Below are 22781 nucleotides of genomic sequence, written 5' to 3'. Positions count from 1 at the left end.
GAACACTTATGCTGGACGAGCTACTGCACCGGGTAAGCAATCACACGCCGCGCACGCTGGAGACCGACACGCGTTTCCCCGAGGCCGCTGTCCTGGTGCCGATTACTCGCAGTGACGAACCCGAACTTGTCCTCACCCTGCGCGCCAGCGGGCTCTCGACCCACGGCGGCGAAGTCGCCTTCCCCGGTGGGCGACGGGATCCGGAAGACCCGGACCTGACGTTCACCGCCCTGCGCGAAGCCGAAGAGGAAATCGGCCTGCCACCGGGACTGGTCGAAGTGATCGGTCCGCTCAGCCCGCTGATTTCCCTGCACGGCATCAAGGTCACGCCGTATGTCGGGGTGATTCCCGACTTTGTCGAATACCAGGCCAATGATGCCGAGATTGCTGCGGTGTTCAGTGTGCCGCTGGAGTTCTTCCGCAAGGATCCGCGCGAACATACCCACCGCATCGACTATCAGGGTCGCAGTTGGTACGTGCCGAGCTATCGTTTCGGCGAATACAAGATCTGGGGGTTGACGGCGATCATGATTGTCGAGTTGATCAACCTGCTCTATGACGCCAGAATCAGCCTGCATGAGCCGCCAAAAAGCTTTATCAATACCTGAAGCCATCGTTCGAATGGCCAGCCATCGTGAGCCCTGAGGAAAACAAGATGAAATACCGCCTGGGCGACGCCCGTGTCGAAACCCATCCGCAGAGCTGGGTCGCCCCCAATGCCGTGCTGGTGGGCAAGGTCAGACTGGAAGAAGGCGCCAACGTCTGGTTCAACGCCGTGTTGCGCGGCGACAACGAACTGATCCTGATCGGCAAGAACAGCAACGTGCAGGACGGCACGGTGATGCACACCGACATGGGCTATCCGCTGACCATCGGCACCGGCGTGACCATCGGCCACAATGCCATGCTTCACGGTTGCACGGTCGGCGACTACAGCCTGATCGGCATCAACGCGGTCATCCTCAACGGCGCGAAAATCGGCAAGAACTGCATCATCGGCGCCAACGCGCTGATTGGCGAAGGCAAGGAAATTCCTGACGGTTCACTGGTGATGGGCTCGCCAGGCAAGGTGGTGCGCGAACTCACCGAGCCGCAGAAGAAGATGCTCGAGGCCAGCGCCGCGCACTATGTGCATAACTCACAGCGCTATGCGCGCGATCTGGTCGAGCAGGAAGAATGACAACCCCGGAAAGACCCGTCGCCTCGCCGTGCGTGAGCATTTGCGCGCTGGACGAAGACGACATTTGCACCGGTTGCCAGCGCACGGTCGAGGAGATCACCCGCTGGAGCCGGATGACCAACGACGAGCGGCGGGCGGTGCTGGGGTTGTGTCATGAGCGGGCGAAGGCGAGCGGGCTGGTCTGGATGATCGGCAAAACGCCAGGGCAATAATCGATTTGATTGGCGTCATCGAAGGGCTGAAGTAACCTGTGCGCCAATTTGACAGGTCACGCCCATGATTTTCCTCATCACCTACATCAGCAGCGTCGTGCTGATCAACTTTGCCTTCTCCACCGCACCGCACCTGGACATCATCTGGTCGGCATGGGGCGGGCTGGTTTTCGTCTTGCGCGACATGGTGCAGATCCGGTTCGGCCACGGCGCGATCCTGGCGATGCTGGCGGCGCTGGTGCTGTCCTATGTCACGTCCGATCCGTCGATCGCGTTGGCCAGTGCCACGGCATTCGCGGTCTCGGAGTGCATCGACTGGCTGGTATTCACCGTCACCAGGCGCCCGCTGCGTGACCGGTTGTGGATCAGCTCGGCGCTGAGCATTCCCCTCGACACCTTCATCTTCTTCGGCATGATCGACCTGCTGACACCGCCAGTGCTCATCACTGCATTGGCCTCGAAGTTCGCCGGTGTCACCGCCGTCTGGCTGATCATGGCCTGGCGTGAACGCAAACAGGCTGTCGCCGGCTGAAGCCAAACCCTCAGGTTCATGTAAAATGCCGCGCTTTCTCCCCATGGAAAGCGCGTCTGGCGTTGCTTTCCTCGATGATCCGCTTCTTTGAGGACCTGAGATGACCCGTATCGGAACTCCATTGTCGCCGACCGCGACCCGCGTATTGCTGTGTGGCTGTGGTGAGTTGGGCAAGGAAGTGGTGATCGAGCTGCAACGCCTGGGCGTTGAAGTGATTGCCGTCGACCGCTACGCCAATGCGCCGGCCATGCAGGTTGCCCATCGCAGCCACGTGATCAACATGCTCGACGGTGCCGCCCTGCGTGCAGTGATCGAAGCCGAGAAGCCGCACTTCATCGTGCCGGAAATCGAAGCTATCGCCACCGCCACCCTGGTGGAGCTGGAAGCCGAAGGCTTCACCGTGATCCCGACTGCTCGCGCCGCGCAACTGACCATGAACCGCGAAGGCATCCGTCGTCTGGCCGCCGAAGAACTGGATCTGCCGACTTCGCCATACCACTTCGCCGACACCTTCGAGGACTACAGCAAAGCCGTTCAGGACCTGGGTTTCCCGTGCGTCGTCAAACCGGTGATGAGTTCGTCGGGCAAGGGCCAGAGCCTGCTGCGCAGCGCCGATGACGTGCAGAAGGCCTGGGATTACGCACAAGAGGGCGGTCGCGCCGGTAAAGGTCGCGTGATCATCGAAGGCTTCATCGATTTCGACTACGAAATCACTCTGCTGACCGTGCGTCATGTCGGTGGCACCACGTTCTGTGCGCCGGTCGGCCACCGTCAGGAGAAGGGCGACTATCAGGAATCCTGGCAGCCACAGGCCATGAGCCCAATCGCACTGGCTGAATCCGAGCGCGTTGCCAAAGCCGTGACCGAAGCGTTGGGCGGCCGTGGCCTGTTCGGCGTCGAGTTGTTCATCAAGGGCGATCAAGTGTGGTTCAGCGAAGTCTCGCCGCGTCCACATGACACCGGTCTGGTGACCCTGATTTCCCAGGACCTGTCGCAGTTCGCCCTGCACGCCCGGGCGATCCTCGGTCTGCCGGTACCGCTGATCCGTCAGTTCGGCCCATCGGCTTCGGCAGTGATTCTGGTGGAAGGTCAGTCGACCCAGACCGCATTCGCCAACCTCGGCGCGGCACTGAGTGAACCGGATACCGCGCTGCGTCTGTTCGGCAAGCCTGAGGTCAACGGCCAGCGCCGCATGGGTGTTGCACTGGCCCGTGACGAGTCGATTGAAGCCGCTCGTGCCAAGGCGACCCGTGCTTCCCAGGCTGTTGTTGTAGAGCTGTAAACCGAGTCACATCCATCGCGAGCAAGCTCGCTCCCACAAGTTCGGCGGTACTCACAAATTATGTGTATGGCACGGACAATGTGGGAGCGAGCTTGCTCGCGAAGCTTTTGATCTAAGATCAGGCAACCTGATTCAAATCGTTATTGCGCGTTTCCTTCAGGCACAGCACAGCGATCAGGCTGAGCACCGCCGCCCCCGATACATACCCGCCGACGTAACTCAAACCACCCATCGCCACCAGTTTCTGCGCGAAGAACGGCGCCGCCGAGGCTCCGACGATACCGCCGAGGTTGTAGGCCGCCGATGCGCCGGTGTACCGCACGTGCGTCGGAAACAGCTCCGGCAGCAGCGCGCCCATCGGGGCGAATGTCACGCCCATCAGGAACAGCTCGATGCACAGGAACAGCGCCACGCCCCAGGTCGAGCCCTGAGTCAGCAACGGCTCCATCAGAAAACCGGACAGAATCGCCAGCACACCACCGATGATCAGCACCGGCTTGCGCCCGTAGCGGTCACTGGCCCACGCCGACAACGGCGTCGCGGCCGCCATGAACAGCACCGCGAAGCACAGCAGTCCGAGGAAGGTCTCGCGGCTGTAACCCAGCGTGGATACGCCGTAACTCAGGGAAAACACCGTCGAGATGTAGAACAGTGCGTAACACACCACCATGGCGGCGGCGCCCAGCAGGGTGGGTGCCCAGTACTGGCTGAACAGCTCGACCAGCGGCACTTTCACTCGCTCCTGGCGGGCGATGGCATTGGCGAACACCGGAGTTTCGTGGAGCTTGAGGCGCACGTACAGCCCGACCATCACCAGCACGGCGCTCAGCAGAAACGGAATCCGCCAGCCCCAGCTGCGAAACTGTTCGTCATTGAGCGTCATGGCCAGCGTCAGGAACAGGCCGTTGGCGGCCAGAAAGCCAATCGAAGGCCCGAGTTGCGGGAACATGCCGAACCACGCCCGCTTGCCTTTCGGGGCATTCTCGGTCGCCAGCAGCGCCGCGCCGCCCCATTCACCACCCAATCCCAGGCCTTGGCCGAAGCGCAGCACACAAAGCAGGATCGGCGCCCAGGCCCCGATGCTGTCGTAGCCCGGCAGAACGCCGATCAGCGTGGTGCAGACGCCCATCAGCAGCAGCGAAGCGACCAAGGTCGATTTGCGCCCGATCCGGTCACCGAAATGGCCGAACAGCGCCGAGCCCAAAGGTCGGGCGAGGAAGGCGATGCCGAAGGTCAGGAATGCCGAGAGCATCTGCGCCGTGCCGGAAGTCTGAGGGAAAAATACCGGCCCGATCACCAGCGCAGCGGCGGTGGCGTAGACGTAGAAATCGTAGAACTCGATGGCCGTGCCGATGAAGCTCGCGGTGGCCACGCGGGTGGCGGAGTTGGCCGGTTGGGTCGGCGCGGTGTCGCTGTAAGCAGTACTGGTCGTCATGCGGTGATCCCTGACAGTCATGAGCTCCGTTGGAGCGAATTATTATGGTCGAGCACCCAGGGATGTGGGATGAGGCGCGATCGCTGCTTCAGGTAGGAGCAGTCGTCGGTGTGATGCGGATATTGCCGGTGAACCGGCCGGAACGGGTCGGGTGCGGGGTAAGCACGCGGTTCGGCGGGGCTTGGGTAAGCCTCGCGATTATAGGAAGGTGGCTAACGATTGAACAAGGGGCTGGCTAGCGGGCCGTGGCCAGCGCCGGTGCCGAAGTGGTGTGCCAGATCAGGACCTTGCTCACCCGGTTCTCCTCGGTTTCGAGAATCTCCAGGCGATAGCGGCCGATCTTCAGGCACACCGCGCTTTCCGGAATGGTTTCCAGCGCCTCGGTCACCAGACCGTTGAGGGTCCGGGGGCCGTCGCTGGGCAGGTGCCAGCCCAGGCATTTGTTCAGTTCGCGGATCGACGCCGCCCCATCGATCACCATGCGGCCATCGGCTTGCGGGTGGATGTGCGGGTTGTCGAGGCTGTGCTCGCTTTCAAATTCGCCGACGATCTCTTCGAGAATGTCTTCCAGGGTGACAATCCCCAGCACTTCGCCGTACTCGTCCACCACCATGCCCAGGCGCCGCTGCTGCTTGTGGAAGTTCAGCAGTTGCAGTTGCAGCGGGGTGCTTTCGGGAACGAAGTACGGCTCGTAACTGGCCGCCAGCAACGCTTCGCGGGTCAGGCTGCCGTTGTCGAGCAGGTGACGGATCTGCCGGGTGTTGAGTACGGCTTCGACCTGATTGATATCGCTGTGAAACACCGGCAGGCGAGTGCGCCGGTTCTTGCGCAATTGCTCGATTATTTCTTCAAGCGGATCGTCGAGGTTGATGCCGTCGACATCGCTGCGCGGTACCAGAATGTCGTTGACCGTGATGTTGTCCAGCGCATGGATGCCTGAGATCGGATGCGGGCGTACCGGATGATCCGGATCGTCATGATGCTCAGTCGGCACATCGTCTTCGCTCTGTTGCACCATCTGGGCCTTGCGGATGAACGGGCGCATCAGCAAGCCACTGATGCGGCCGAGCAGCCACGCAAGCGGGTAAACCCCCTTCAGCGGTACTGCCAGCAGCGTATTGCCAAACGACAACACCGCGTCGGGGTATCGTTGGGCGAGCGCGCGGGGGAAATAATCGGCAAAGACCAACAGCAGGGCGCCGGCGCCAAGGCAAGCCGCCCAGGGGCCGTTTTCTTCACAGAGAAAGATTGCCAGCAGTGTGGCAAGAATGACGGCGAGGGCGCGGCACAGGGTGTTGCAGAGGATCAGGCTGTCGAGCGGGAAGCTGAGCTTTGCCAGCGGCTTGTCGCTGGCGCGGGATGCGGTGCGTTGCGCAAGCAGGTGCTGCTGCGCCGCTTCGACGGCGGTAAACAGCCCCGACCAGAGAATCAGCAGGACAAATACCGCGAGCATCGGCCCTATGGGCAAACCGTCCATTTATACCGCCCGTCAGATGTGCAGGATGTATTCACGAACCAGTTTGCTGCCGAAATACGCGAGCATCAGCAGGCAGAAACCGGCGAGGGTCCAGCGGATTGCCTTGTGGCCGCGCCAGCCGAGGCGGTTACGGCCCCAGAGCAGGACGCTGAACACGATCCAGGCCAGGCAGGCCAGCAAGGTTTTATGCACCAGGTGTTGCGCAAACAGATTCTCGACGAACAGCCAGCCGGAGATCAGCGACAGCGACAGCAATGTCCAGCCTGCCCAGAGGAAGCCGAACAGCAGGCTTTCCATGGTTTGCAGTGGCGGGAAGTTCTTGATCAGCCCGGACGGATGTTTGTGCTTGAGCTGATGATCCTGCACCAGCAGCAACAAGGCTTGAAAAACCGCGATGGTGAACATGCCGTAGGCGAGGATCGACAACAGAATGTGCGCGAGGATGCCTGGCTCTTCATCAATGATCTGTACCGTGCCAGTCGGCGCGAACTGCGCCAGCAGCACCGTGATCGCACCCAGCGGGAACAGCAGCACCAGCAGGTTTTCCACTGGAATCCGCGAGCAGGCCAGCAGGGTCAGGGCGATGACAGCGGCGGCGATAAGGCTTGAGGCGCTGAAGAAATCCAGGCCCAGACCGATCGGCGTCAATAAATGCGTGAGCAGGCTTGCGCTGTGGGCCAGCACGGCGAGGACGCCGAGCGAGACCAGCAGGCGCTTGTTGGCCTTGGCGCCAGTGGCCAGGCGGGTGCCCTGGTAGAGGGTCGCAGCGGCGTAGAGAAGTGCGGCGGCGAGGGTGGTCAGCAAACTCGGTGACAAGGGGAGCATAAATCCTGTTAGGCAAGCCCGAAAGGCGCTGAGTTTGGCATAGAACCGCCGTCGCACGAAAGACCGGCAAGCTGACAGCGAGGTGTCCGCCAGACGCAGTCTTCGCTATAATCCGCGACCTGCCCACGCCGCAGGCTCGCCGAGCACATGTTGATTCCGGTCTGGGCCGCCATTATCCCGGTCTACACAGGGCCTGAAAGGATCGCGCAATGTTTGAAAACTTAACCGACCGTCTCTCGCAGACGCTGCGCCATGTCACCGGCAAGGCGAAACTGACCGAGGACAACATCAAAGACACCCTGCGCGAAGTGCGCATGGCGTTGCTCGAGGCTGACGTCGCCCTGCCGGTGGTCAAGGACTTCGTCAATTCGGTCAAGGAACGCGCTGTCGGCACCGAGGTGTCGCGCAGCCTGACGCCGGGCCAGGCGTTCGTGAAGATCGTCCAGGCCGAGCTCGAAACCCTGATGGGTGCGGCCAACGAAGACTTGAACCTGAGCGCCGTGCCGCCTGCCGTCATTCTGATGGCCGGTCTGCAGGGCGCGGGTAAAACCACCACCGCCGGCAAACTGGCGCGCTTCCTTAAAGAGCGCAAGAAGAAGTCGGTCATGGTCGTGTCGGCGGACATCTACCGTCCTGCTGCTATTAAACAGCTGGAAACCCTGGCCAACGACATCGGCGTGACGTTCTTCCCGTCCGACCTGAGCCAGAAGCCGGTCGACATCGCCAACGCGGCTATTAAAGAAGCAAAACTGAAATTCATCGACGTGGTCATCGTCGACACCGCCGGTCGTCTGCACATCGATGAAGAGATGATGGGCGAGATCAAGGCGCTGCATGCCGCGATCAATCCGGTTGAAACCCTGTTCGTGGTCGACGCCATGACCGGTCAGGACGCGGCCAACACGGCCAAGGCCTTCGGTGATGCGCTGCCGCTGACCGGCGTGATCCTGACCAAGGTCGACGGTGATGCCCGTGGCGGTGCCGCGCTGTCCGTTCGCGCGATCACCGGCAAGCCGATCAAGTTCATCGGTATGGGCGAGAAGAGCGAAGCGCTCGATCCGTTCCACCCTGAGCGTATCGCTTCGCGGATCCTCGGCATGGGCGACGTGCTCAGCCTGATCGAACAGGCCGAAGCGACCCTCGACAAGGACAAGGCCGACAAGCTTGCTAAAAAGCTGAAGAAGGGCAAGGGCTTCGATCTCGAAGACTTCCGCGATCAGTTGCAACAGATGAAGAACATGGGCGGCCTCGGCGGGCTCATGGACAAACTGCCGAGCATCGGCGGCGTCAATCTCTCGCAAATGGGCAACGCCCAGAACGCCGCAGAGAAGCAGTTCAAACAGATGGAAGCCATCATCAACTCCATGACCCCGGCCGAGCGCCGCGACCCTGAGCTGATCAGCGGTTCGCGCAAGCGTCGGATCGCCATGGGTTCCGGCACCCAGGTGCAGGACATCGGTCGCTTGATCAAGCAGCACAAGCAGATGCAGAAGATGATGAAGAAATTCTCCGCCAAGGGCGGAATGGCGAAAATGATGCGCGGCATGGGCGGTATGTTGCCCGGCGGCGGCATGCCGAAAATGTAAGGTGTCCCGCCTCACCCATTTCGCTCACTTGTGGCGGCAACCGTCACTCGCCAAAAGTGAGCGAAATGGCTGAGACGGGACACTGGATTCTCGCCGGTCGTCGCGCCGGCGCAGACCCTGCAAGGACGCAGGATCAACAGCAAACCCGCACTCGGCGGGAGCTGACCGGCCGTTTTGAATGACGGCCCCATATGCAAATCTGCACGGCATGCCACAGGCGCCGGAAAAAGTCATTTGCAAAAGTCCGGATATTCCTTAGAATATGCGGCCTTTCGGGCACCCATGCCCGCTGTGCATTTAGATTTGCAGCACCGACTACAGGAACGATGTTCACATGCTAACAATCCGTCTTGCCCTTGGCGGCTCCAAAAAGCGCCCGTTTTACCACCTGACCGTAACCGACTCCCGCAACCCGCGTGACGGTTCCCACAAAGAACAGGTTGGTTTCTTCAACCCTGTTGCCCGTGGTCAGGAAGTTCGTCTGTCCGTGAACCAAGAGCGCGTTGCCTACTGGCTGAGCGTTGGTGCACAGCCTTCTGAGCGTGTTGCTCAGTTGCTGAAGGAATCTGCCAAGGCTGCAGCCTGAGCAGTATGAGCGCGACGCCAGAAAAAGCTGATGACCTGATCGTTGTCGGCAAGATTTTTTCGGTTCACGGCGTTCGCGGCGAGGTGAAGGTCTTTTCCTTTACCGATCCGATTGAAAACCTGTTGAACTACCGCAACTGGACGCTTCGGCGCGAAGGCGTGGTAAAGCAGGTCGAGCTGGTCAGCGGTCGATCCACTCAAAAGGATCTGGTTGCCAAGCTCAAAGGCCTCGACGATCGTGATGAAGCTCGTCTTCTGAGCGGTTACGAGATTTGCATCTCACGAAGCCTTTTGCCCGACCTGACTGGCGACGAGTACTACTGGTACCAGTTGCAGGGTCTGAGTGTCATCAACCAGGACGAACAACTGTTCGGCAAGGTTGATCACCTGTTGGAGACCGGCGCGAACGATGTATTGGTGGTCAAGCCCTGCGTCGGCAGCCTGGATGATCGCGAGCGGTTGTTGCCCTATACGGAGCAATGCGTGCTGGCAATCGACCTGGAAGCAGGCGTGATGAGGGTGGAATGGGACGCGGACTTCTAAGCAATGGCCAGCCTGCGCGTAGACGTCATTACGCTGTTCCCCGAGATGTTCTCGGCCATCAGTGAGTACGGCATTACCAGTCGTGCGGTCAAACAGGGGCTGTTGCAGCTGACCTGTTGGAATCCGCGGGATTACACGACGGATCGGCATCACACTGTGGACGATCGCCCGTTTGGCGGTGGTCCGGGCATGGTGATGAAGATCAAGCCCCTGGAAGATGCTCTGGTTCAGGCCAAGGCAGCAGCCGGGGAGGCGGCGAAGGTGATTTACCTGTCCCCCCAAGGCCGTCAACTGACTCAGTCGGCGGTACGCGAACTGGCGAAATCGGATGCATTGATCCTGATTGCCGGTCGCTATGAAGGCATTGACGAGCGTTTTATTGATGCTCATGTCGATGAAGAGTGGTCGATTGGTGACTATGTGTTGTCTGGCGGCGAGCTGCCGGCCATGGTCATGATCGATGCGGTTACACGACTGCTGCCCGGAGCTTTAGGGCATGCGGATTCCGCTGAGGAAGATTCCTTTACGGATGGTCTGCTGGATTGCCCGCACTACACCCGACCTGAGGTGTATGCGGATCAGCGTGTTCCCGACGTGTTGCTGAGTGGCAATCACGCGCATATCCGGCGTTGGCGTTTACAGCAGTCCCTCGGCAGGACCTATGAACGACGCGCCGATCTTCTGGAAAGCCGCTCGCTTTCTGGAGAAGAGAAGAAGCTGCTCGAGGAATACATCCGCGAGCGGGACGATAGTTAACAACGTATCGATGGTAGATCAGACGATTTACCTTAGGAGCACAGCATGACCAACAAAATCATCCTTGCACTCGAAGCAGAGCAGATGACCAAAGAAGTCCCTACCTTTGCCCCAGGCGACACCATCGTCGTTCAGGTGAAAGTGAAGGAAGGCGATCGTTCCCGTCTGCAAGCGTTCGAAGGCGTTGTAATCGCCAAGCGTAACCGCGGCGTGAACAGTGCGTTCACCGTTCGTAAAATCTCCAACGGTGTTGGCGTAGAACGTACTTTCCAGACCTACTCCCCGCAGATCGACAGCATGGCTGTCAAGCGTCGCGGTGACGTACGTAAAGCCAAGCTGTACTACCTGCGCGACCTGTCGGGTAAAGCAGCTCGCATCAAGGAAAAACTGGCTTAAGTCCAGCTTCCGATGCAGAAGAAAGCAGCCTGCGGGCTGCTTTTTTGTTGCCCGCAATTTATCCACAGCATTCCGTTTCAGGCCTGACCCATGACCCCTCGCGAGCAAGAAATCGAACGCCGCACCGAACTCTCGGTGACCCGCGTGACCAAGGCGGTTTTCCCGCCGACCACCAATCACCACAACACCCTGTTCGGTGGCACCGCGCTGGCCTGGATGGACGAAGTGTCGTTCATCACTGCCACGCGCTTCTGCCGTTTGCCGCTGGTGACCGTGTCGACCGATCGCATCGACTTCAATCACGCGATTCCGGCAGGTTCCATCGTCGAACTGGTTGGACGGGTGATCAAGGTCGGCAACACCAGTCTCAAGGTCGAGGTGGAAGTGTTCGTGGAAAGCATGAGCTGCGACGGGCGTGAGAAAGCGATTCACGGGCAGTTCAGCTTTGTCGCCATCGATGATGACAAGCGTCCGGTGCCCGTGCTGCCAGGTTTCTCAGCCTGACCCTGCACCGAGCCGAAGCATTCGCGGGCAAGCCCGCTCCCACAGTGTCGGTGCCGAGCACAATATCAGCGGACCAAACAAAACCTGTGGGAACGGGCTTGCCCGCGATCCGGTCTGTCAGGCGCTGACACTCTCCGGCTGAATCAGCGCCAGCAACGTCCACCCCGGCCCCGGCTTCAGCACGGTTTCCGGCGACACGACATGCACCCAGCCACTGTCATCACGCATGAACAGCAGCGTCGCACGATTGCCATGCAACGCCTGGTAATCCTCCCAGCCAAACCCATCCGTCAACGTTGTGCTGTACAACTCGGCCCCTTGGCCCATCTGGCTGGCCAACTTCGCGTAGGTGAACGCCTCGCTACCCAGTTGATTGCCGCGATGCTCAAGACTTGCGCGATGTTTGTCGCTGCGCCGGCTCTCCTGCCCGCTGGCGAGTCCGAACAGACGTTGATGGCCGAAGTCATGGCGAAAGCGCATGGCCGCCAGCGTATTGAGTTCGCCCGACGGTGACAGCGCCAGCAAATGCCCCAGTCCGACCAGGTCCAGATGCGCATCGGCATGCTGCGAGGCCGGATTGCCGAAGTAGGTCGGCAAGCCATCCATGCGCGCCGCCCGGATGTTTTCCCAGCTCGAATCCGTCAGCAGCACCCGGCTGCCCAACTGCTGTAGCGATTTGCCAAGCAGGCGCGCAGGGCCGTTCGCCCCGACGATAAGAAAGCCGCTCGGCGCAGGCTCCGCAACCTTTAACAGGCGCGCCAAGGGTCGGGCAGTCGCACTTTGCAGCACAACGGTGCCGATAATCACGGCGAAGGTCAGCGGCACCAGCAACAGCGCGCCTTCATGGCCCGCTTCATCCAGGCGAATCGCAAAGATCGCCGAGACCGCCGCGGCGACGATACCGCGCGGGGCAATCCAGCACAGCAATGCACGTTCACGCCAGCTCAAGCTGGAGCCGGCGGTACTCAGCATTACATTCAAAGGCCGGGCGATCAGCTGGATGACCAGCAGCAGAATCAATACCAGCGGCCCGAGGCCGATCAGCGCATTCAGATCCAGGCGTGCCGCCAGCAGAATGAACAGCCCGGAAATCAGCAGCACGCTGAGATTTTCCTTGAAGTGCAGAATATGCCGCACATCCACACCCTTCATATTGGCCAGCCACATGCCCATCAGCGTTACCGCCAGCAGTCCCGATTCGTGCATCACCTCGTTGGCTGCAATGAAGATCCCCAGCACCGCCGCCAACGACGCGAGGTTGTGCAGGTATTCCGGTAGCCACTGACGACGGATGATGGTGCCCAGCAGCCAGCCGCCGGCCACACCGAACAGACTTCCGCACAGAATCACTCCGCCGAAGGTCAACAGGCTCTGCTTGAGACCTTGGCCCTCGGCACTGGCGATGATGAAGCTGTAGACCACCACCGCGAGCAGCGCCCCGATCGGGTCGATCACAATCCCTTCCCAGCGCAGGATGTTGGCGATCGATGCCTTGGGACGTACCACGCGCAGCATGGGCACGATCACGGTCGGGCCGGTGACCAGGGTCAGGCTGCCGAACAGGATGGCGAGCAGCCAGTCGAAGCCCAGCAGCCAGTGAGTCGCGACCGCAATCACTGTCCAGGTCGAGAGCGCTCCGATTGTGACCAGGCGATGCACGACGCTGCCGATCTCGCGCCACTCCGACAGGTGCAGGGTCAGGCTGCCTTCAAACAGAATCAGCGCCACCGCCAGCGACACCAGAGGCATCAGCAACGGACCGAACATTTCCTGCGGGTCGAGCCAGCCCAGCACGGGGCCTGCCAGGATGCCGGTCAGCAGCAGAAACAGAATCGCCGGCAGCTTCAGGCGCCAGGCGAGCCATTGACAGCCCAGCGCGGCGGCACCGATACCGCCGAAAGCCAACAGAATTTGCTGCTCGTTCATTGAAGCTCCCTGTTCCTTGAAATAGCGGGCTATGAAAGACTAGCGGCCATTTCAACCGTTCACTCTTTATTTGCGCGCAGTGCCAAGCCTGCGTGACTTGAGCGCCCATGCCTGCCATCGACCACCCACTGATCGACCAGTTTCTCGACGCCATCTGGCTGGAAAAAGGTCTCTCCGACAACACTCGCAACGCCTATCGCAGTGATCTCGCGCTGTTCAACGGCTGGTTGCAGGACAAAGGTCTCGAGCTGATCAATGCCGGTCGCGAACTGATCCTCGATCACCTGGCCTGGCGTCTGGAGCAGAACTACAAACCTCGCTCCACCGCGCGATTCCTCTCGGGTGTGCGTGGCTTTTATCGCTATCTGTTGCGGGAAAAACTGATTTCGGTCGATCCGACCTTGCGCGTGGATATGCCGCAGCTCGGTCGGCCATTGCCAAAGTCCCTGTCGGAAGCCGACGTTGAAGCGCTGCTCAAGGCGCCGGATTTGAGTGAAGCCATCGGTCAGCGCGACCGCGCCATGCTCGAAGTGCTTTACGCCTGTGGACTGCGGGTGACCGAGTTGATCAGCCTGACCCTGGAGCAGGTCAACCTGCGTCAGGGCGTGTTGCGGGTGATGGGCAAGGGCAGCAAGGAGCGGTTGGTGCCGATGGGCGAGGAAGCGATTGTCTGGGTCGAGCGCTACCTGCGCGACGGCCGCAGCGAACTGCTGGGCGGGCGCCCCAGTGATGTGCTGTTTCCCAGCCAGCGCGGCGAGCAGATGACTCGGCAGACCTTCTGGCACCGCATCAAGCATCAGGCCAAGGTCGCCGGGATCGGAAAATCACTGTCGCCGCACACCCTGCGTCACGCGTTTGCCACCCACTTGCTCAACCATGGCGCGGACTTGCGGGTGGTGCAGATGCTGTTGGGCCACAGCGACCTGTCGACCACGCAGATCTACACTCACGTCGCCCGGGCGCGTTTGCAGGATCTGCATGCCAAACATCACCCGCGCGGCTGAGCCCGTTTGTCTTGCGACAGGCGCATTCGGCCACGGGAGCCTTATGTGGTAGGCTTTGCCGGTTTGCACGATGGGCGGTTATGACCCGGTGTTCCGGCACGGGCGTTCTGATCGTTCCATTTGTCCGCCTTCAGGAGTTCTCATGCGTCTGACCCAGATTTTCGCCGCCGCAGCCATTGCGTTGGTCAGCACCTTTGCCGTCGCCGATGACGCGGCCGACAAAGCGATTCGCCAAAGCCTGGAAAACCTCCAGCTCGACGTGCCGGTGGACACCATCACCGCCAGCCCGCTGCCGGGCCTGTACGAAGTCAAGCTCAAGGGCAGCCGCGTGCTCTACGCCAGCGCCGACGGCCAGTACATCGTTCAGGGCTACATGTTCCAGCTCAAGGACGGCAAACCGGTCAACCTGACCGAGAAGACCGAGCGCCTGGGCATTTCCAAACTGATCAATGCGATCCCGGTGGCCGAGACCGTGGTTTACCCGGCCGTGGGCGAAACCAAGTCGCACATCACCGTGTTCACCGACACCACCTGCCCGTACTGCCACAAGCTGCACGCTGAAGTGCCCGAGCTGAACAAGCGTGGCATCGAAGTGCGTTACGTGGCGTTCCCGCGTCAGGGCCTTGGCTCGCCGGGCGACGAACAGCTGCAAGCCGTTTGGTGCTCGAAAGACAAGAAAGCGGCCATGGACAAAATGGTCGATGGCAAGGAAATCAAGGCCGCCAAGTGCGAGAACCCGGTGTCCAGGCAGTTCGCCCTCGGTCAGTCGATCGGCGTGAACGGCACACCGGCCATCGTTTTGGCCGACGGACAAGTCATTCCGGGCTACCAGCCTGCGCCACAAGTCGCCAAACTGGCGCTGGGCGCGAAGTAATTCGCATCGTCACGCTCAGGCGTTGACGAGCGTGGTCCGGCGGCTGGATTGCCGGGCCATCAACAGAGAGCCGCGAACCTGCGGTTGTTTTCACGGCCGGCCTCGTGTCGGCCGTTTTATGGGGAGTTCACAGTGAAACCGGTCAAAGTAGGCATCTGTGGGTTAGGGACCGTCGGTGGCGGAACCTTCAACGTACTTCAGCGCAACGCCGAGGAAATTGCTCGTCGTGCCGGGCGTGGAATCGAAGTGGCACAAATTGCCATGCGCACGCCAAAGCCTCAGTTCCAGACGACCGGTATTGCGATTACCAACGATGTCTTCGAAGTGGCCACGAACCCTGAGATCGACATCGTCATAGAGCTGATGGGCGGCTACACCGTTGCCCGCGAGCTGGTACTCAAGGCCATCGAGAATGGCAAGCATGTGGTCACCGCGAACAAGGCTCTGATTGCCGTTCACGGTAATGAAATTTTCGCCAAGGCACGCGAGAAAGGCGTGATCGTGGCATTCGAAGCGGCGGTCGCCGGCGGCATTCCAGTGATCAAGGCGATCCGGGAAGGCCTGTCCGCCAACCGTATCAACTGGGTCGCCGGGATTATCAACGGCACCGGCAACTTCATCCTCACCGAAATGCGCGAGAAGGGTCGTACCTTCGAAGACGTGCTGGCCGAGGCGCAAGCGCTGGGTTACGCCGAAGCCGATCCGACCTTCGACGTCGAGGGCATTGACGCCGCGCACAAGCTGACGATCCTGGCATCGATCGCATTCGGTATTCCGCTGCAGTTCGACAAGGCTTACACCGAAGGCATCACCAAGCTGACCACCGCCGACGTGAACTACGCCGAAGCGCTGGGCTACCGCATCAAGCACCTGGGCGTTGCACGCAGCACCGCCGCGGGTATCGAGTTGCGCGTACACCCGACGCTGATCCCGGCCGATCGTCTGATCGCCAACGTCAACGGCGTGATGAACGCGGTGATGGTCAATGGCGACGCTGCCGGTTCGACCCTGTTCTACGGCGCCGGCGCCGGCATGGAGCCGACCGCTTCGTCGGTGATCGCGGATCTGGTGGACGTGGTTCGCGCCATGACCTCCGACCCGGAAAACCGCGTGCCGCACCTGGCCTTCCAGCCGGACTCGCTGTCGGCTCATCCGATCCTGCCGATCGAGGCCTGCGAAAGTGCCTACTACCTGCGCATCCAGGCCAAGGATCACCCGGGCGTACTCGCTCAGGTGGCGAGCATCCTCTCGGAGCGCGGCATCAACATCGAGTCGATCATGCAGAAGGAAGTCGAGGAACACGACGGCCTGGTGCCGATGATCCTGCTGACCCACCGCGTGCTGGAACAGCACATCAACGATGCGATCGCCGCCCTTGAAGCGCTGGCGGGCGTGGTCGGTCCGGTTGTGCGGATCCGTGTCGAGCACCTGAACTAAGCCGATCTCCTTCACCGGTCCCGCCAGCGGGGCCGGTGTCGTGAACACTGTCCATTGGAGTCAGTCATGCGTTACATCAGTACCCGCGGCCAGGCACCGGCCCTGAATTTCGAAGACGTCCTGCTGGCCGGTCTTGCCACCGACGGCGGTCTGTACGTCCCGGAAAACCTGCCACGTTTCACCCAGGAAGAAATCGCTTCCTGGGCCGGCCTGCCGTATCACGAGCTGGCTTTCCGGGTCATGCGCCCGTTCGTCACCGGCAGCATTCCGGACGCCGATTTCAAAAAGATTCTTGAAGAAACCTACGGTGTGTTCGCCCACAACGCCGTTGCGCCGCTGCGTCAGCTGAACGGCAACGAATGGGTGCTGGAGCTGTTCCACGGTCCGACCCTGGCGTTCAAGGACTTCGCCCTGCAACTGCTCGGTCGCTTGCTCGACTACGTACTGGAAAAGCGCGGCGAGCGCGTGGTCATCGTCGGCGCCACCTCCGGTGACACCGGTTCGGCCGCCATCGAAGGCTGCAAGCACTGCGAAAACGTCGACATCTTCATCCTGCACCCGCACAACCGTGTGTCTGAAGTGCAGCGTCGGCAGATGACCACCATCCTCGGTGAAAACATCCACAACATCGCCATCGAAGGCAACTTCGATGACTGCCAGGAAATGGTCAAGGCCAGCTTCGCCGACCAGAGCTTCCTCAAGGGCACGCGCCTGGTGGCGGTGAACTCGATCAACTGGGCGCGGATCATGGCCCAGATCGTTTACTACTTCCATGCAGCCCTGCAATTGGGCGGCCCGGCGCGTTCGGTGTCGTTCTCGGTGCCGACGGGCAACTTCGGCGACATCTTCGCCGGCTATCTGGCGCGCAACATGGGCCTGCCGATCAACCAGTTGGTGGTTGCCACCAACCGCAACGACATCCTGCACCGCTTCATGAGCGGCAACCAGTATGTCAAGGAAACCCTGCACGCCACGCTGTCGCCGTCGATGGACATCATGGTCTCGTCGAACTTCGAACGCCTGCTGTTCGACCTGCACGGTCGCAATGGCGCGGCGATCGCCGGCCTGATGGACTCGTTCAAGCAGGGCGGCGGTTTCAGCGTCGAACAGGAACGCTGGACCGAGGCACGCAAACTGTTCGACTCGCTGGCCGTGGACGATGCGCAAACCTGCGAGACCATCGCCGAAGTCTACGAGCAGACCGGTGAAGTGCTCGACCCGCACACCGCCATCGGCGTGAAAGCCGCTCGCGAATGCCGTCGCAGCCTGGACATCCCGATGGTGATTCTGGGCACGGCGCATCCGGTCAAGTTCCCGGACGCAGTGGAGAAAGCAGGCGTAGGAAAAGCACTCGAGCTACCTACACATCTTTCTGATTTGTTTGAGAGAGAAGAGCGCTGCACTGTCCTGCCGAACGAGCTCAAAGCCGTGCAGGCCTTTGTAAGTCAGCATGGCAACCGCGGCAAGCCTCTTTAAGCCCGCAGAGCTGTCACATTTTGAAGCCCGTCTCCTGACGGGCTTTCTTGTTTTTGCATGCCACACTGCGCGCGTTTCGCCCACCAAGGACGGGCGAGTCGATGACGAAGGATGTGGCAATGCGGTTTTTTTCAGGATTGAAACCAGCCCTGTGCTGGTTGTTTTTATTGGGCTGCTTCGGGCTGTCACCGTGGGCTGAAGCAGGCCATCTGGCGAAGCATTCCGTTGCGCTGGAGGATGTTCAGCCGATCGAGCTCGATGAGCACGAGCGTCAGTGGATTCGAGATAACCCCCGAGTGACCGTCGCCTCGGTGCAGTACCCGTTGTATCTGTTTCAGGATGAGCATGGCCAGTGGAGCGGCTTGAACAACGATGTCCTGTCGCACATCAGTGCCTTGACCGGCCTGCAGTTTGTGCATCAGGAGTCATTCTCCACCGATCACCTGCTTGAACGGCTCCAGAGTGGTGTGGCCGATATGAGCACAACGCTGGCGATGAACGACGAGCGCAAGGCGTTTCTGGATTTCAGTCACGCGTTCGGCGGTGCCGGCTGGGTGTTCGTCGGGCACGCTGACGAGCCCGCGATACAGTCGCTTGCGGCGCTGGCCAAGCGGGTGCTGGTGCTGCCGGCCCGGCATGCGCTGGAGGACAGCATTCGACGCGACTACCCGGCAATCGAGATCCGCTCGGTCAAGACGTATGCCGAGGCGCGGGCCCTGGTCGAGAGTGGCGAGGCCTACGCGACCATCGAAAACGAGATCGGCGCTCAGCTGTTTCCCTCTGGCCTGCTCAGGGTCGGCGGTCTCGTGGAGGGCAAGTGGGAGGCTGACCATCTGGCAGTACGCAAAGGGCTGCCCGAACTGGTGAGCATCCTCAACAAGGCCTTGGGCGCTTTCTCTGCGGCCGAACTGCGCGCCATGCGCATGAAATGGCTGGATGGCATTGCTCCCGCGCCGACACCCTCGATCACGTCGCAACTGATCAAGGGGGGATGCTGGGCGATAGGCGGACTCGGAGTGTTCGGACTCCTGTCGTTGTTGTGGAACCGTCGACTGGCGGCCGAGATAAAACAGAGACGTGCGGCCGAAAAGGATCTGCGAGATCAATTGGCCTTTCAACATGCGCTGATCGATGCGATGCCCGATCCCGTGTTCGTGCGCGATCTGCAGGGTCGGTTGATCATGTGCAACCGCAGTTATGAAGATGCGCTGTCGGTCCGTCAGGAGCAGGTCCAGGGGCGGATGCTGTTCGAGTTCGACGCACTTCCACAGGCGACGGCACTGATGCTGCACGACGAATTCATGGCGCAACTGGGCACGCGTAAAACGCGCTTCAGCAAACGGCAACTGATGTTCAAGAGCGGCCCTCGTCAGATCTATCAGTGGACGGTGCCGTTTTACTGTGCCGACGGAAAACTGCGCGGTCTGCTTGGCGGCTGGACGGACATCACCGAGCGTCGAAAGGAGAGCGGGTGTCGATGTCTGCATTAAAGATGGGAAAAGTCCTATAAACCGCGATTCCTTTTCTGATGGGAGGCTTAGGACGACTGCCCTAGAGTGACAGGCCACTGCGGCGTGAATCCGCGATTGTCGCTCCAGAGGTCGTCCCATGCGCTCGCTCAAGATCCTGATTCTAGAACCCAATCCGTTCCAGCTGATGGCGTTGCACCAGATGCTCAACGCCATCGGTATCTACGATGTCCTGACCGCGCCGTCGCTGGGTTCGGCCAAGCGCTCACTGGAGCGCCGCGGAGCCGTCGACATCACCCTGTGCAATCCGCGATTGCAGAACGGTGACGGGTTGGCGCTGATCCGGCATCTGGCCGACCGGAAGGGCGCGCGGGCGATGATCCTGCTGGGCACCGTGGCCCCCAGCCTGCTGGACGAACTGGAAACGTTGCTGGGCGAGCACGGGATCACCTTGCTGGGCCGCCTGCACACACCGGTCTCTGCGGTGTTGATGAGGAGTCTGCTGGACACCTACATGGCGACCCCCCGGCATTCCGTCGACGCTTGAGCCCCATGGTTATTTTTCTGTCATCTTCGCCATGCATGCTCCGATAGGCCGGTGACGCTCCGGGAGAGGCCGGCGGCAGGCAGAACTTTCCTCTCGGGCCGGTGGTCATTTACTGTGAACACGCCCCAGACACTGTGTTTTCGGACTATTGAGTGGAGATCGAGATGGAAAGTATCAGTCTATTGCTCGGTGAGGCTCTGAGCCCGTATCAGGTGACGTTGACCCCTCGGGGTCGCCACGGCGAATGCCTGGTGACCTTGAAGAACGGCAACGGCGCGATCGTGGTGGAGCGCGAATTCAATCAGGCGCAATTGAGCGACAAGCGCCAGCTGACCGATGTGGTCGACGGCCTGCACCGTGACATCCTGATTGCCGAAGGCCGGCTGGAGCCCTGTGTCATCGCCGCGTTGCGAAACGCAGCCCTCGACAAGCACCCGACCCTCTGAAACTGATTTTTCTTTTGTGGGAACCTTCCTGCATCCAAGTCAGTCAGACCCCGTAACAGCAGGATCAAGCATTGTGCTCCGGTGCTTGTGGCTTGCTGCTACGGGTCTTTGATTCAGACCACGTTTAACCCCGAGTCGTCTCCCCACTTCTCGGGGTTTCTTTTTGCCCGGATTTCACTGCGCGGCTTGTTGCTGGAAGAAAATCCGCGCCTGCTCCAGATAGTCCTGGCGACTCTCGGGGTCGAGCCAATCGGCATAGAGCTGGTCGAGATGTTCGTGGGGCAGGGTGCGCAACAGCTGATTGATCTCGGTGATCGCCTGTCGACCCGCCGTGGTGTCGGTGCAGCCGACATGGCCTGACAGATACTTGTCCGTGCCGCGAATCGGAAAGAACAGCAATTCATTCTCGGCGATCTCGGCCTGCCGTGCCTGATAGCGGATTTCAGGCCAGTAACCCAGCACCACCTGCAAACGCCCCAGACGCTGCATCGACAGCAGGCTGCTGAGCGCATCGTTGCCGTAATGCGGCGTCAACGCGCCGCCCGGTGCCTGATGCAGCAATGTATCGATGTACTCGCCATAACTGCGTTCCGCGACCACCCCGACTTTTCGCTCGCCGTTGGCCAAAAATGCCGAAAGGTCGGCTTCGCCCTCGACCAGAAATGGCTCGAGTACTTCGCGATCTCTCTGACGCACCACCAAACCATTGCTGACCGCGCGAAACGCGGGGATGGAGAAGGCGATCCATTGCGCCCGCTCCTTGTTCCAGACCAGCGACGGGTCGCAGGCGAAGGGGTGTTCATGGAGCATTTGATTGCCGCGGGCGCGATTGACCCGCATCAAGGTGTGTTCGTATTGCGGCATGCCGGCAATCAGCATCGGCATCAATTGATCGATAACGCCCTGGCCCTTTTTCGGGCCTTCTAAGATCGTCAGCGGCGGCAGGTCGCGCAGCAGCCAGATCAACGTCGGTTTGGCCTGCGCCCACGCCGGCAGTACCAGCAGCAATAGCAGGCCGAACAACCGCCAGGTCCACCAATGGTGGGCGCGGTTCGAGGCCGAGGGCATCAGGCGCTTCAGCTCAGATGGCTCCGTCTTCGCGCAGCCGGGCGACCTGCTTCTCGTCGTAGCCAAGATCGTGAAGTACCTGCGCATTGTGTTCACCGAGCTGCGGTCCGACCCATTCGGACGTGCCGGGTGTCTCAGAGAGTTTCGGCACGATGCCTGGCATCTTGAAGGGTTTGCCGTCCGGCAGTTTGGCGTGCAGGAACATTTCCCGGGCCATGTACTGCGGATCGTTGAACATGTCTTCGGCGCTGAAGATCCGGCTGGCCGGCACTTCGGCCTGGTTCAGCAGGTCCAGTACCGTTTGCAGCGGCAGCGAGTTGACCCAGCGGTCGATCACCCCATACAACTCGTCACGACGGCTGTCGCGTCCGTCGTTGCTGGCCAGCGCCGGGTCATTGGCCAGATCTTCGCGGCCGATGATCAGCATGAAGCGCTTGAAGATCGCATCGCCATTGGCACCGATCTGCACATGTTTGCCGTCGGCACTGGTGTGGATCGACGACGGCGTGATGCCCGGCATGATGTTGCCGGTGCGTTCACGGATAAAACCGAACACATCGAATTCCGGCACCATGCTTTCCATCATGGCGAAGATCGCTTCGTACAGCGCCACATCGACCACCTGACCGAGCCCGCCGTTGACCTCGCGATGACGCAAAGCCATCAACGCGCCGATCACGCCCCACAGGGCGGCAATCGAGTCGCCGATGGAAATGCCGGTGCGTACTGGCGGGCGGTCTTCGAAACCGGTGATGTAGCGCAGGCCGCCCATGGATTCACCAACGGCACCGAAACCTGGCTGGTCTTTCATTGGCCCGGTCTGGCCGAAACCCGACAGACGCACCATCACCAGTTTCGGGTTCAGCGCATGCAGGGTTTCCCAGCTCAGGCCGAGTTTTTCCAGCACGCCGGGGCGAAAGTTCTCGATCAGGATGTCGGCTTCGCCCAGCAGTTTTTTCAGGATCGCCAGGCCATCGGGGTGTTTCAGGTTCAGGGTCAGTGACTTTTTGTTGCGTGCCTGGACGAACCACCACAGCGACGTGCCTTCGTACAACTTGCGCCATTTGCGCAGCGGATCACCGCCGTCCGGCGACTCGATCTTGATCACTTCGGCGCCGAACTCGCCGCAGATGCGCGAGGCAAACGGCCCGGCAATCAAAGTACCCAATTCAATGACTTTCAGACCGCTGAGCGGTTTGTTGGCGAACGGCATGCGAGATC

General features: G+C 60.7%; 24 protein-coding genes. 18 read left to right on the top strand and 6 right to left on the bottom strand.

Features of this window, described 5'->3' with window-relative positions:
- The first annotated feature begins 8 nt into the window (after nucleotides 1-8).
- The 5 genes from MKZ87_RS11120 to purT all read left to right on the top strand — a co-directional run bounded on the left by MKZ87_RS11120 (nucleotide 9) and on the right by purT (nucleotide 3206).
- Nucleotides 9-608: a CoA pyrophosphatase gene (locus MKZ87_RS11120; protein ID WP_085697257.1), complete on the top strand. Its 600-nt coding sequence runs from the start codon at nucleotides 9-11 to the stop codon at nucleotides 606-608.
- A 47-nt stretch (nucleotides 609-655) separates the two neighbouring features.
- Entirely contained in the window at nucleotides 656-1180 is a 525-nt protein-coding gene (locus MKZ87_RS11115) for a gamma carbonic anhydrase family protein (protein ID WP_085702543.1), read from the top strand.
- A complete protein-coding gene (locus tag MKZ87_RS11110; RefSeq protein WP_085697259.1) occupies nucleotides 1177-1392 on the top strand; it encodes a DUF1289 domain-containing protein in 216 nt (71 codons plus the stop codon). Before MKZ87_RS11115 ends, MKZ87_RS11110 begins: the two co-directional genes overlap by 4 nt.
- Nucleotides 1393-1456: 64 nt before the next feature.
- Entirely contained in the window at nucleotides 1457-1924 is a 468-nt protein-coding gene (locus tag MKZ87_RS11105) for a preQ0 transporter (protein WP_234204537.1), read from the top strand.
- 100 nt (nucleotides 1925-2024) lie between these two features.
- Nucleotides 2025-3206: a formate-dependent phosphoribosylglycinamide formyltransferase gene (gene purT / locus MKZ87_RS11100; protein ID WP_085697261.1), complete on the top strand. Its 1182-nt coding sequence runs from the start codon at nucleotides 2025-2027 to the stop codon at nucleotides 3204-3206.
- A gap of 118 nt (nucleotides 3207-3324) precedes the next feature.
- On the opposite strand, the gene MKZ87_RS11095 is transcribed toward purT, so the two are convergent.
- The 3 genes from MKZ87_RS11095 to MKZ87_RS11085 all read right to left on the bottom strand — a co-directional run bounded on the left by MKZ87_RS11095 (nucleotide 3325) and on the right by MKZ87_RS11085 (nucleotide 6943).
- Complete coding sequence (locus tag MKZ87_RS11095; RefSeq protein WP_085697262.1) at nucleotides 3325-4641, bottom strand: MFS transporter; 1317 nt, start codon at nucleotides 4639-4641, stop codon at nucleotides 3325-3327.
- Nucleotides 4642-4876: 235 nt separating this feature from the next.
- Nucleotides 4877-6118, bottom strand: coding sequence for a transporter associated domain-containing protein (locus tag MKZ87_RS11090; protein WP_234204538.1), 1242 nt, complete (start codon nucleotides 6116-6118; stop codon nucleotides 4877-4879).
- Between the two features lie 12 nt (nucleotides 6119-6130).
- Nucleotides 6131-6943 (bottom strand): cytochrome C assembly family protein, encoded by an 813-nt coding sequence (locus MKZ87_RS11085; RefSeq protein ID WP_085697265.1) that lies wholly within the window; start codon nucleotides 6941-6943, stop codon nucleotides 6131-6133.
- Between the two features lie 209 nt (nucleotides 6944-7152).
- On the opposite strand from MKZ87_RS11085, the gene ffh reads away from it, so the two are divergent.
- The 6 genes from ffh (at nucleotide 7153) to MKZ87_RS11055 (ending at nucleotide 11313) form a co-directional block, all read left to right on the top strand.
- On the top strand, nucleotides 7153-8529 hold the full coding sequence (gene ffh, locus MKZ87_RS11080) for a signal recognition particle protein (RefSeq protein ID WP_085702546.1): 1377 nt from the start codon (nucleotides 7153-7155) through the stop codon (nucleotides 8527-8529).
- Nucleotides 8530-8863: 334 nt separating this feature from the next.
- A complete protein-coding gene (gene rpsP, locus MKZ87_RS11075) occupies nucleotides 8864-9115 on the top strand; it encodes a 30S ribosomal protein S16 (RefSeq protein ID WP_003198088.1) in 252 nt (83 codons plus the stop codon).
- Between the two features lie 5 nt (nucleotides 9116-9120).
- Nucleotides 9121-9657 carry a ribosome maturation factor RimM gene (rimM, locus tag MKZ87_RS11070; RefSeq protein ID WP_085697267.1) on the top strand — a complete coding sequence of 179 codons (537 nt, stop codon included), beginning with the start codon at nucleotides 9121-9123 and terminating at the stop codon, nucleotides 9655-9657.
- Nucleotides 9658-9660: 3 nt separating this feature from the next.
- Nucleotides 9661-10413 carry a tRNA (guanosine(37)-N1)-methyltransferase TrmD gene (gene trmD / locus MKZ87_RS11065; protein ID WP_007954629.1) on the top strand — a complete coding sequence of 251 codons (753 nt, stop codon included), beginning with the start codon at nucleotides 9661-9663 and terminating at the stop codon, nucleotides 10411-10413.
- Nucleotides 10414-10458: 45 nt separating this feature from the next.
- Nucleotides 10459-10809 (top strand): 50S ribosomal protein L19, encoded by a 351-nt coding sequence (gene rplS / locus MKZ87_RS11060; RefSeq protein ID WP_085697268.1) that lies wholly within the window; start codon nucleotides 10459-10461, stop codon nucleotides 10807-10809.
- Nucleotides 10810-10899: 90 nt separating this feature from the next.
- Nucleotides 10900-11313 carry an acyl-CoA thioesterase gene (locus tag MKZ87_RS11055; protein ID WP_085611435.1) on the top strand — a complete coding sequence of 138 codons (414 nt, stop codon included), beginning with the start codon at nucleotides 10900-10902 and terminating at the stop codon, nucleotides 11311-11313.
- 117 nt (nucleotides 11314-11430) lie between these two features.
- On the opposite strand, the gene MKZ87_RS11050 is transcribed toward MKZ87_RS11055, so the two are convergent.
- Nucleotides 11431-13239 (bottom strand): cation:proton antiporter, encoded by a 1809-nt coding sequence (locus tag MKZ87_RS11050; protein WP_234204540.1) that lies wholly within the window; start codon nucleotides 13237-13239, stop codon nucleotides 11431-11433.
- A 107-nt stretch (nucleotides 13240-13346) separates the two neighbouring features.
- Here MKZ87_RS11050 and xerD point away from each other — a divergent pair, with 107 nt between their 5' ends.
- The 7 genes from xerD to MKZ87_RS11015 all read left to right on the top strand — a co-directional run bounded on the left by xerD (nucleotide 13347) and on the right by MKZ87_RS11015 (nucleotide 20492).
- Nucleotides 13347-14243 (top strand): site-specific tyrosine recombinase XerD, encoded by an 897-nt coding sequence (gene xerD / locus MKZ87_RS11045; RefSeq protein WP_234204542.1) that lies wholly within the window; start codon nucleotides 13347-13349, stop codon nucleotides 14241-14243.
- 142 nt (nucleotides 14244-14385) lie between these two features.
- Nucleotides 14386-15117 (top strand): bifunctional protein-disulfide isomerase/oxidoreductase DsbC, encoded by a 732-nt coding sequence (gene dsbC / locus MKZ87_RS11040; RefSeq protein ID WP_227234550.1) that lies wholly within the window; start codon nucleotides 14386-14388, stop codon nucleotides 15115-15117.
- Between the two features lie 132 nt (nucleotides 15118-15249).
- Nucleotides 15250-16554 carry a homoserine dehydrogenase gene (locus MKZ87_RS11035; RefSeq protein ID WP_018926703.1) on the top strand — a complete coding sequence of 435 codons (1305 nt, stop codon included), beginning with the start codon at nucleotides 15250-15252 and terminating at the stop codon, nucleotides 16552-16554.
- A gap of 66 nt (nucleotides 16555-16620) precedes the next feature.
- Nucleotides 16621-18030 carry a threonine synthase gene (gene thrC / locus MKZ87_RS11030; RefSeq protein WP_085697272.1) on the top strand — a complete coding sequence of 470 codons (1410 nt, stop codon included), beginning with the start codon at nucleotides 16621-16623 and terminating at the stop codon, nucleotides 18028-18030.
- 119 nt (nucleotides 18031-18149) lie between these two features.
- Nucleotides 18150-19520, top strand: coding sequence for a transporter substrate-binding domain-containing protein (locus MKZ87_RS11025; RefSeq protein ID WP_266200914.1), 1371 nt, complete (start codon nucleotides 18150-18152; stop codon nucleotides 19518-19520).
- 118 nt (nucleotides 19521-19638) lie between these two features.
- Nucleotides 19639-20046: a response regulator gene (locus MKZ87_RS11020; RefSeq protein WP_085697274.1), complete on the top strand. Its 408-nt coding sequence runs from the start codon at nucleotides 19639-19641 to the stop codon at nucleotides 20044-20046.
- A 164-nt stretch (nucleotides 20047-20210) separates the two neighbouring features.
- Nucleotides 20211-20492, top strand: coding sequence for a DUF3509 domain-containing protein (locus tag MKZ87_RS11015; RefSeq protein WP_085697275.1), 282 nt, complete (start codon nucleotides 20211-20213; stop codon nucleotides 20490-20492).
- A gap of 174 nt (nucleotides 20493-20666) precedes the next feature.
- On the opposite strand, the gene MKZ87_RS11010 is transcribed toward MKZ87_RS11015, so the two are convergent.
- Together MKZ87_RS11010 and MKZ87_RS11005 are read right to left on the bottom strand one after the other, a co-directional pair.
- The gene (locus tag MKZ87_RS11010; protein ID WP_227234553.1) at nucleotides 20667-21560 is read right to left on the bottom strand and encodes a TIGR02285 family protein; all 894 of its coding nucleotides are present in this window, start codon (nucleotides 21558-21560) and stop codon (nucleotides 20667-20669) included.
- 13 nt (nucleotides 21561-21573) lie between these two features.
- Nucleotides 21574-22773 carry a CaiB/BaiF CoA transferase family protein gene (locus MKZ87_RS11005; RefSeq protein WP_266200882.1) on the bottom strand — a complete coding sequence of 400 codons (1200 nt, stop codon included), beginning with the start codon at nucleotides 22771-22773 and terminating at the stop codon, nucleotides 21574-21576.
- Nucleotides 22774-22781: the final 8 nt, after the last annotated feature.

The organism is Pseudomonas sp. MCal1, assembly GCF_026341415.1.
Classification (GTDB): domain Bacteria; phylum Pseudomonadota; class Gammaproteobacteria; order Pseudomonadales; family Pseudomonadaceae; genus Aquipseudomonas.
The sequence above is the reverse complement of the archived record's forward strand: the minus strand, read 5'-3'. Positions and strand labels throughout refer to the sequence as shown.

Excerpts from the sequence above, each read along its gene's own strand:
- MKZ87_RS11120 (WP_085697257.1), top strand. The coding sequence starts at position 9 with ATGCTGGACGAGCTACTGCACCGGGTAAGCAATCACACGCCGCGCACG.
- MKZ87_RS11115 (WP_085702543.1), top strand. The coding sequence starts at position 656 with ATGAAATACCGCCTGGGCGACGCCCGTGTCGAAACCCATCCGCAGAGC.
- MKZ87_RS11110 (WP_085697259.1), top strand. The coding sequence starts at position 1,177 with ATGACAACCCCGGAAAGACCCGTCGCCTCGCCGTGCGTGAGCATTTGC.
- MKZ87_RS11105 (WP_234204537.1), top strand. The coding sequence starts at position 1,457 with ATGATTTTCCTCATCACCTACATCAGCAGCGTCGTGCTGATCAACTTT.
- purT (WP_085697261.1), top strand. The coding sequence starts at position 2,025 with ATGACCCGTATCGGAACTCCATTGTCGCCGACCGCGACCCGCGTATTG.
- MKZ87_RS11095 (WP_085697262.1), bottom strand. The coding sequence starts at position 4,641 with ATGACGACCAGTACTGCTTACAGCGACACCGCGCCGACCCAACCGGCC.
- MKZ87_RS11090 (WP_234204538.1), bottom strand. The coding sequence starts at position 6,118 with ATGGACGGTTTGCCCATAGGGCCGATGCTCGCGGTATTTGTCCTGCTG.
- MKZ87_RS11085 (WP_085697265.1), bottom strand. The coding sequence starts at position 6,943 with ATGCTCCCCTTGTCACCGAGTTTGCTGACCACCCTCGCCGCCGCACTT.
- ffh (WP_085702546.1), top strand. The coding sequence starts at position 7,153 with ATGTTTGAAAACTTAACCGACCGTCTCTCGCAGACGCTGCGCCATGTC.
- rpsP (WP_003198088.1), top strand. The coding sequence starts at position 8,864 with ATGCTAACAATCCGTCTTGCCCTTGGCGGCTCCAAAAAGCGCCCGTTT.
- rimM (WP_085697267.1), top strand. The coding sequence starts at position 9,121 with ATGAGCGCGACGCCAGAAAAAGCTGATGACCTGATCGTTGTCGGCAAG.
- trmD (WP_007954629.1), top strand. The coding sequence starts at position 9,661 with ATGGCCAGCCTGCGCGTAGACGTCATTACGCTGTTCCCCGAGATGTTC.
- rplS (WP_085697268.1), top strand. The coding sequence starts at position 10,459 with ATGACCAACAAAATCATCCTTGCACTCGAAGCAGAGCAGATGACCAAA.
- MKZ87_RS11055 (WP_085611435.1), top strand. The coding sequence starts at position 10,900 with ATGACCCCTCGCGAGCAAGAAATCGAACGCCGCACCGAACTCTCGGTG.
- MKZ87_RS11050 (WP_234204540.1), bottom strand. The coding sequence starts at position 13,239 with ATGAACGAGCAGCAAATTCTGTTGGCTTTCGGCGGTATCGGTGCCGCC.
- xerD (WP_234204542.1), top strand. The coding sequence starts at position 13,347 with ATGCCTGCCATCGACCACCCACTGATCGACCAGTTTCTCGACGCCATC.
- dsbC (WP_227234550.1), top strand. The coding sequence starts at position 14,386 with ATGCGTCTGACCCAGATTTTCGCCGCCGCAGCCATTGCGTTGGTCAGC.
- thrC (WP_085697272.1), top strand. The coding sequence starts at position 16,621 with ATGCGTTACATCAGTACCCGCGGCCAGGCACCGGCCCTGAATTTCGAA.
- MKZ87_RS11025 (WP_266200914.1), top strand. The coding sequence starts at position 18,150 with ATGCGGTTTTTTTCAGGATTGAAACCAGCCCTGTGCTGGTTGTTTTTA.
- MKZ87_RS11020 (WP_085697274.1), top strand. The coding sequence starts at position 19,639 with ATGCGCTCGCTCAAGATCCTGATTCTAGAACCCAATCCGTTCCAGCTG.
- MKZ87_RS11015 (WP_085697275.1), top strand. The coding sequence starts at position 20,211 with ATGGAAAGTATCAGTCTATTGCTCGGTGAGGCTCTGAGCCCGTATCAG.
- MKZ87_RS11010 (WP_227234553.1), bottom strand. The coding sequence starts at position 21,560 with ATGCCCTCGGCCTCGAACCGCGCCCACCATTGGTGGACCTGGCGGTTG.
- MKZ87_RS11005 (WP_266200882.1), bottom strand. The coding sequence starts at position 22,773 with ATGCCGTTCGCCAACAAACCGCTCAGCGGTCTGAAAGTCATTGAATTG.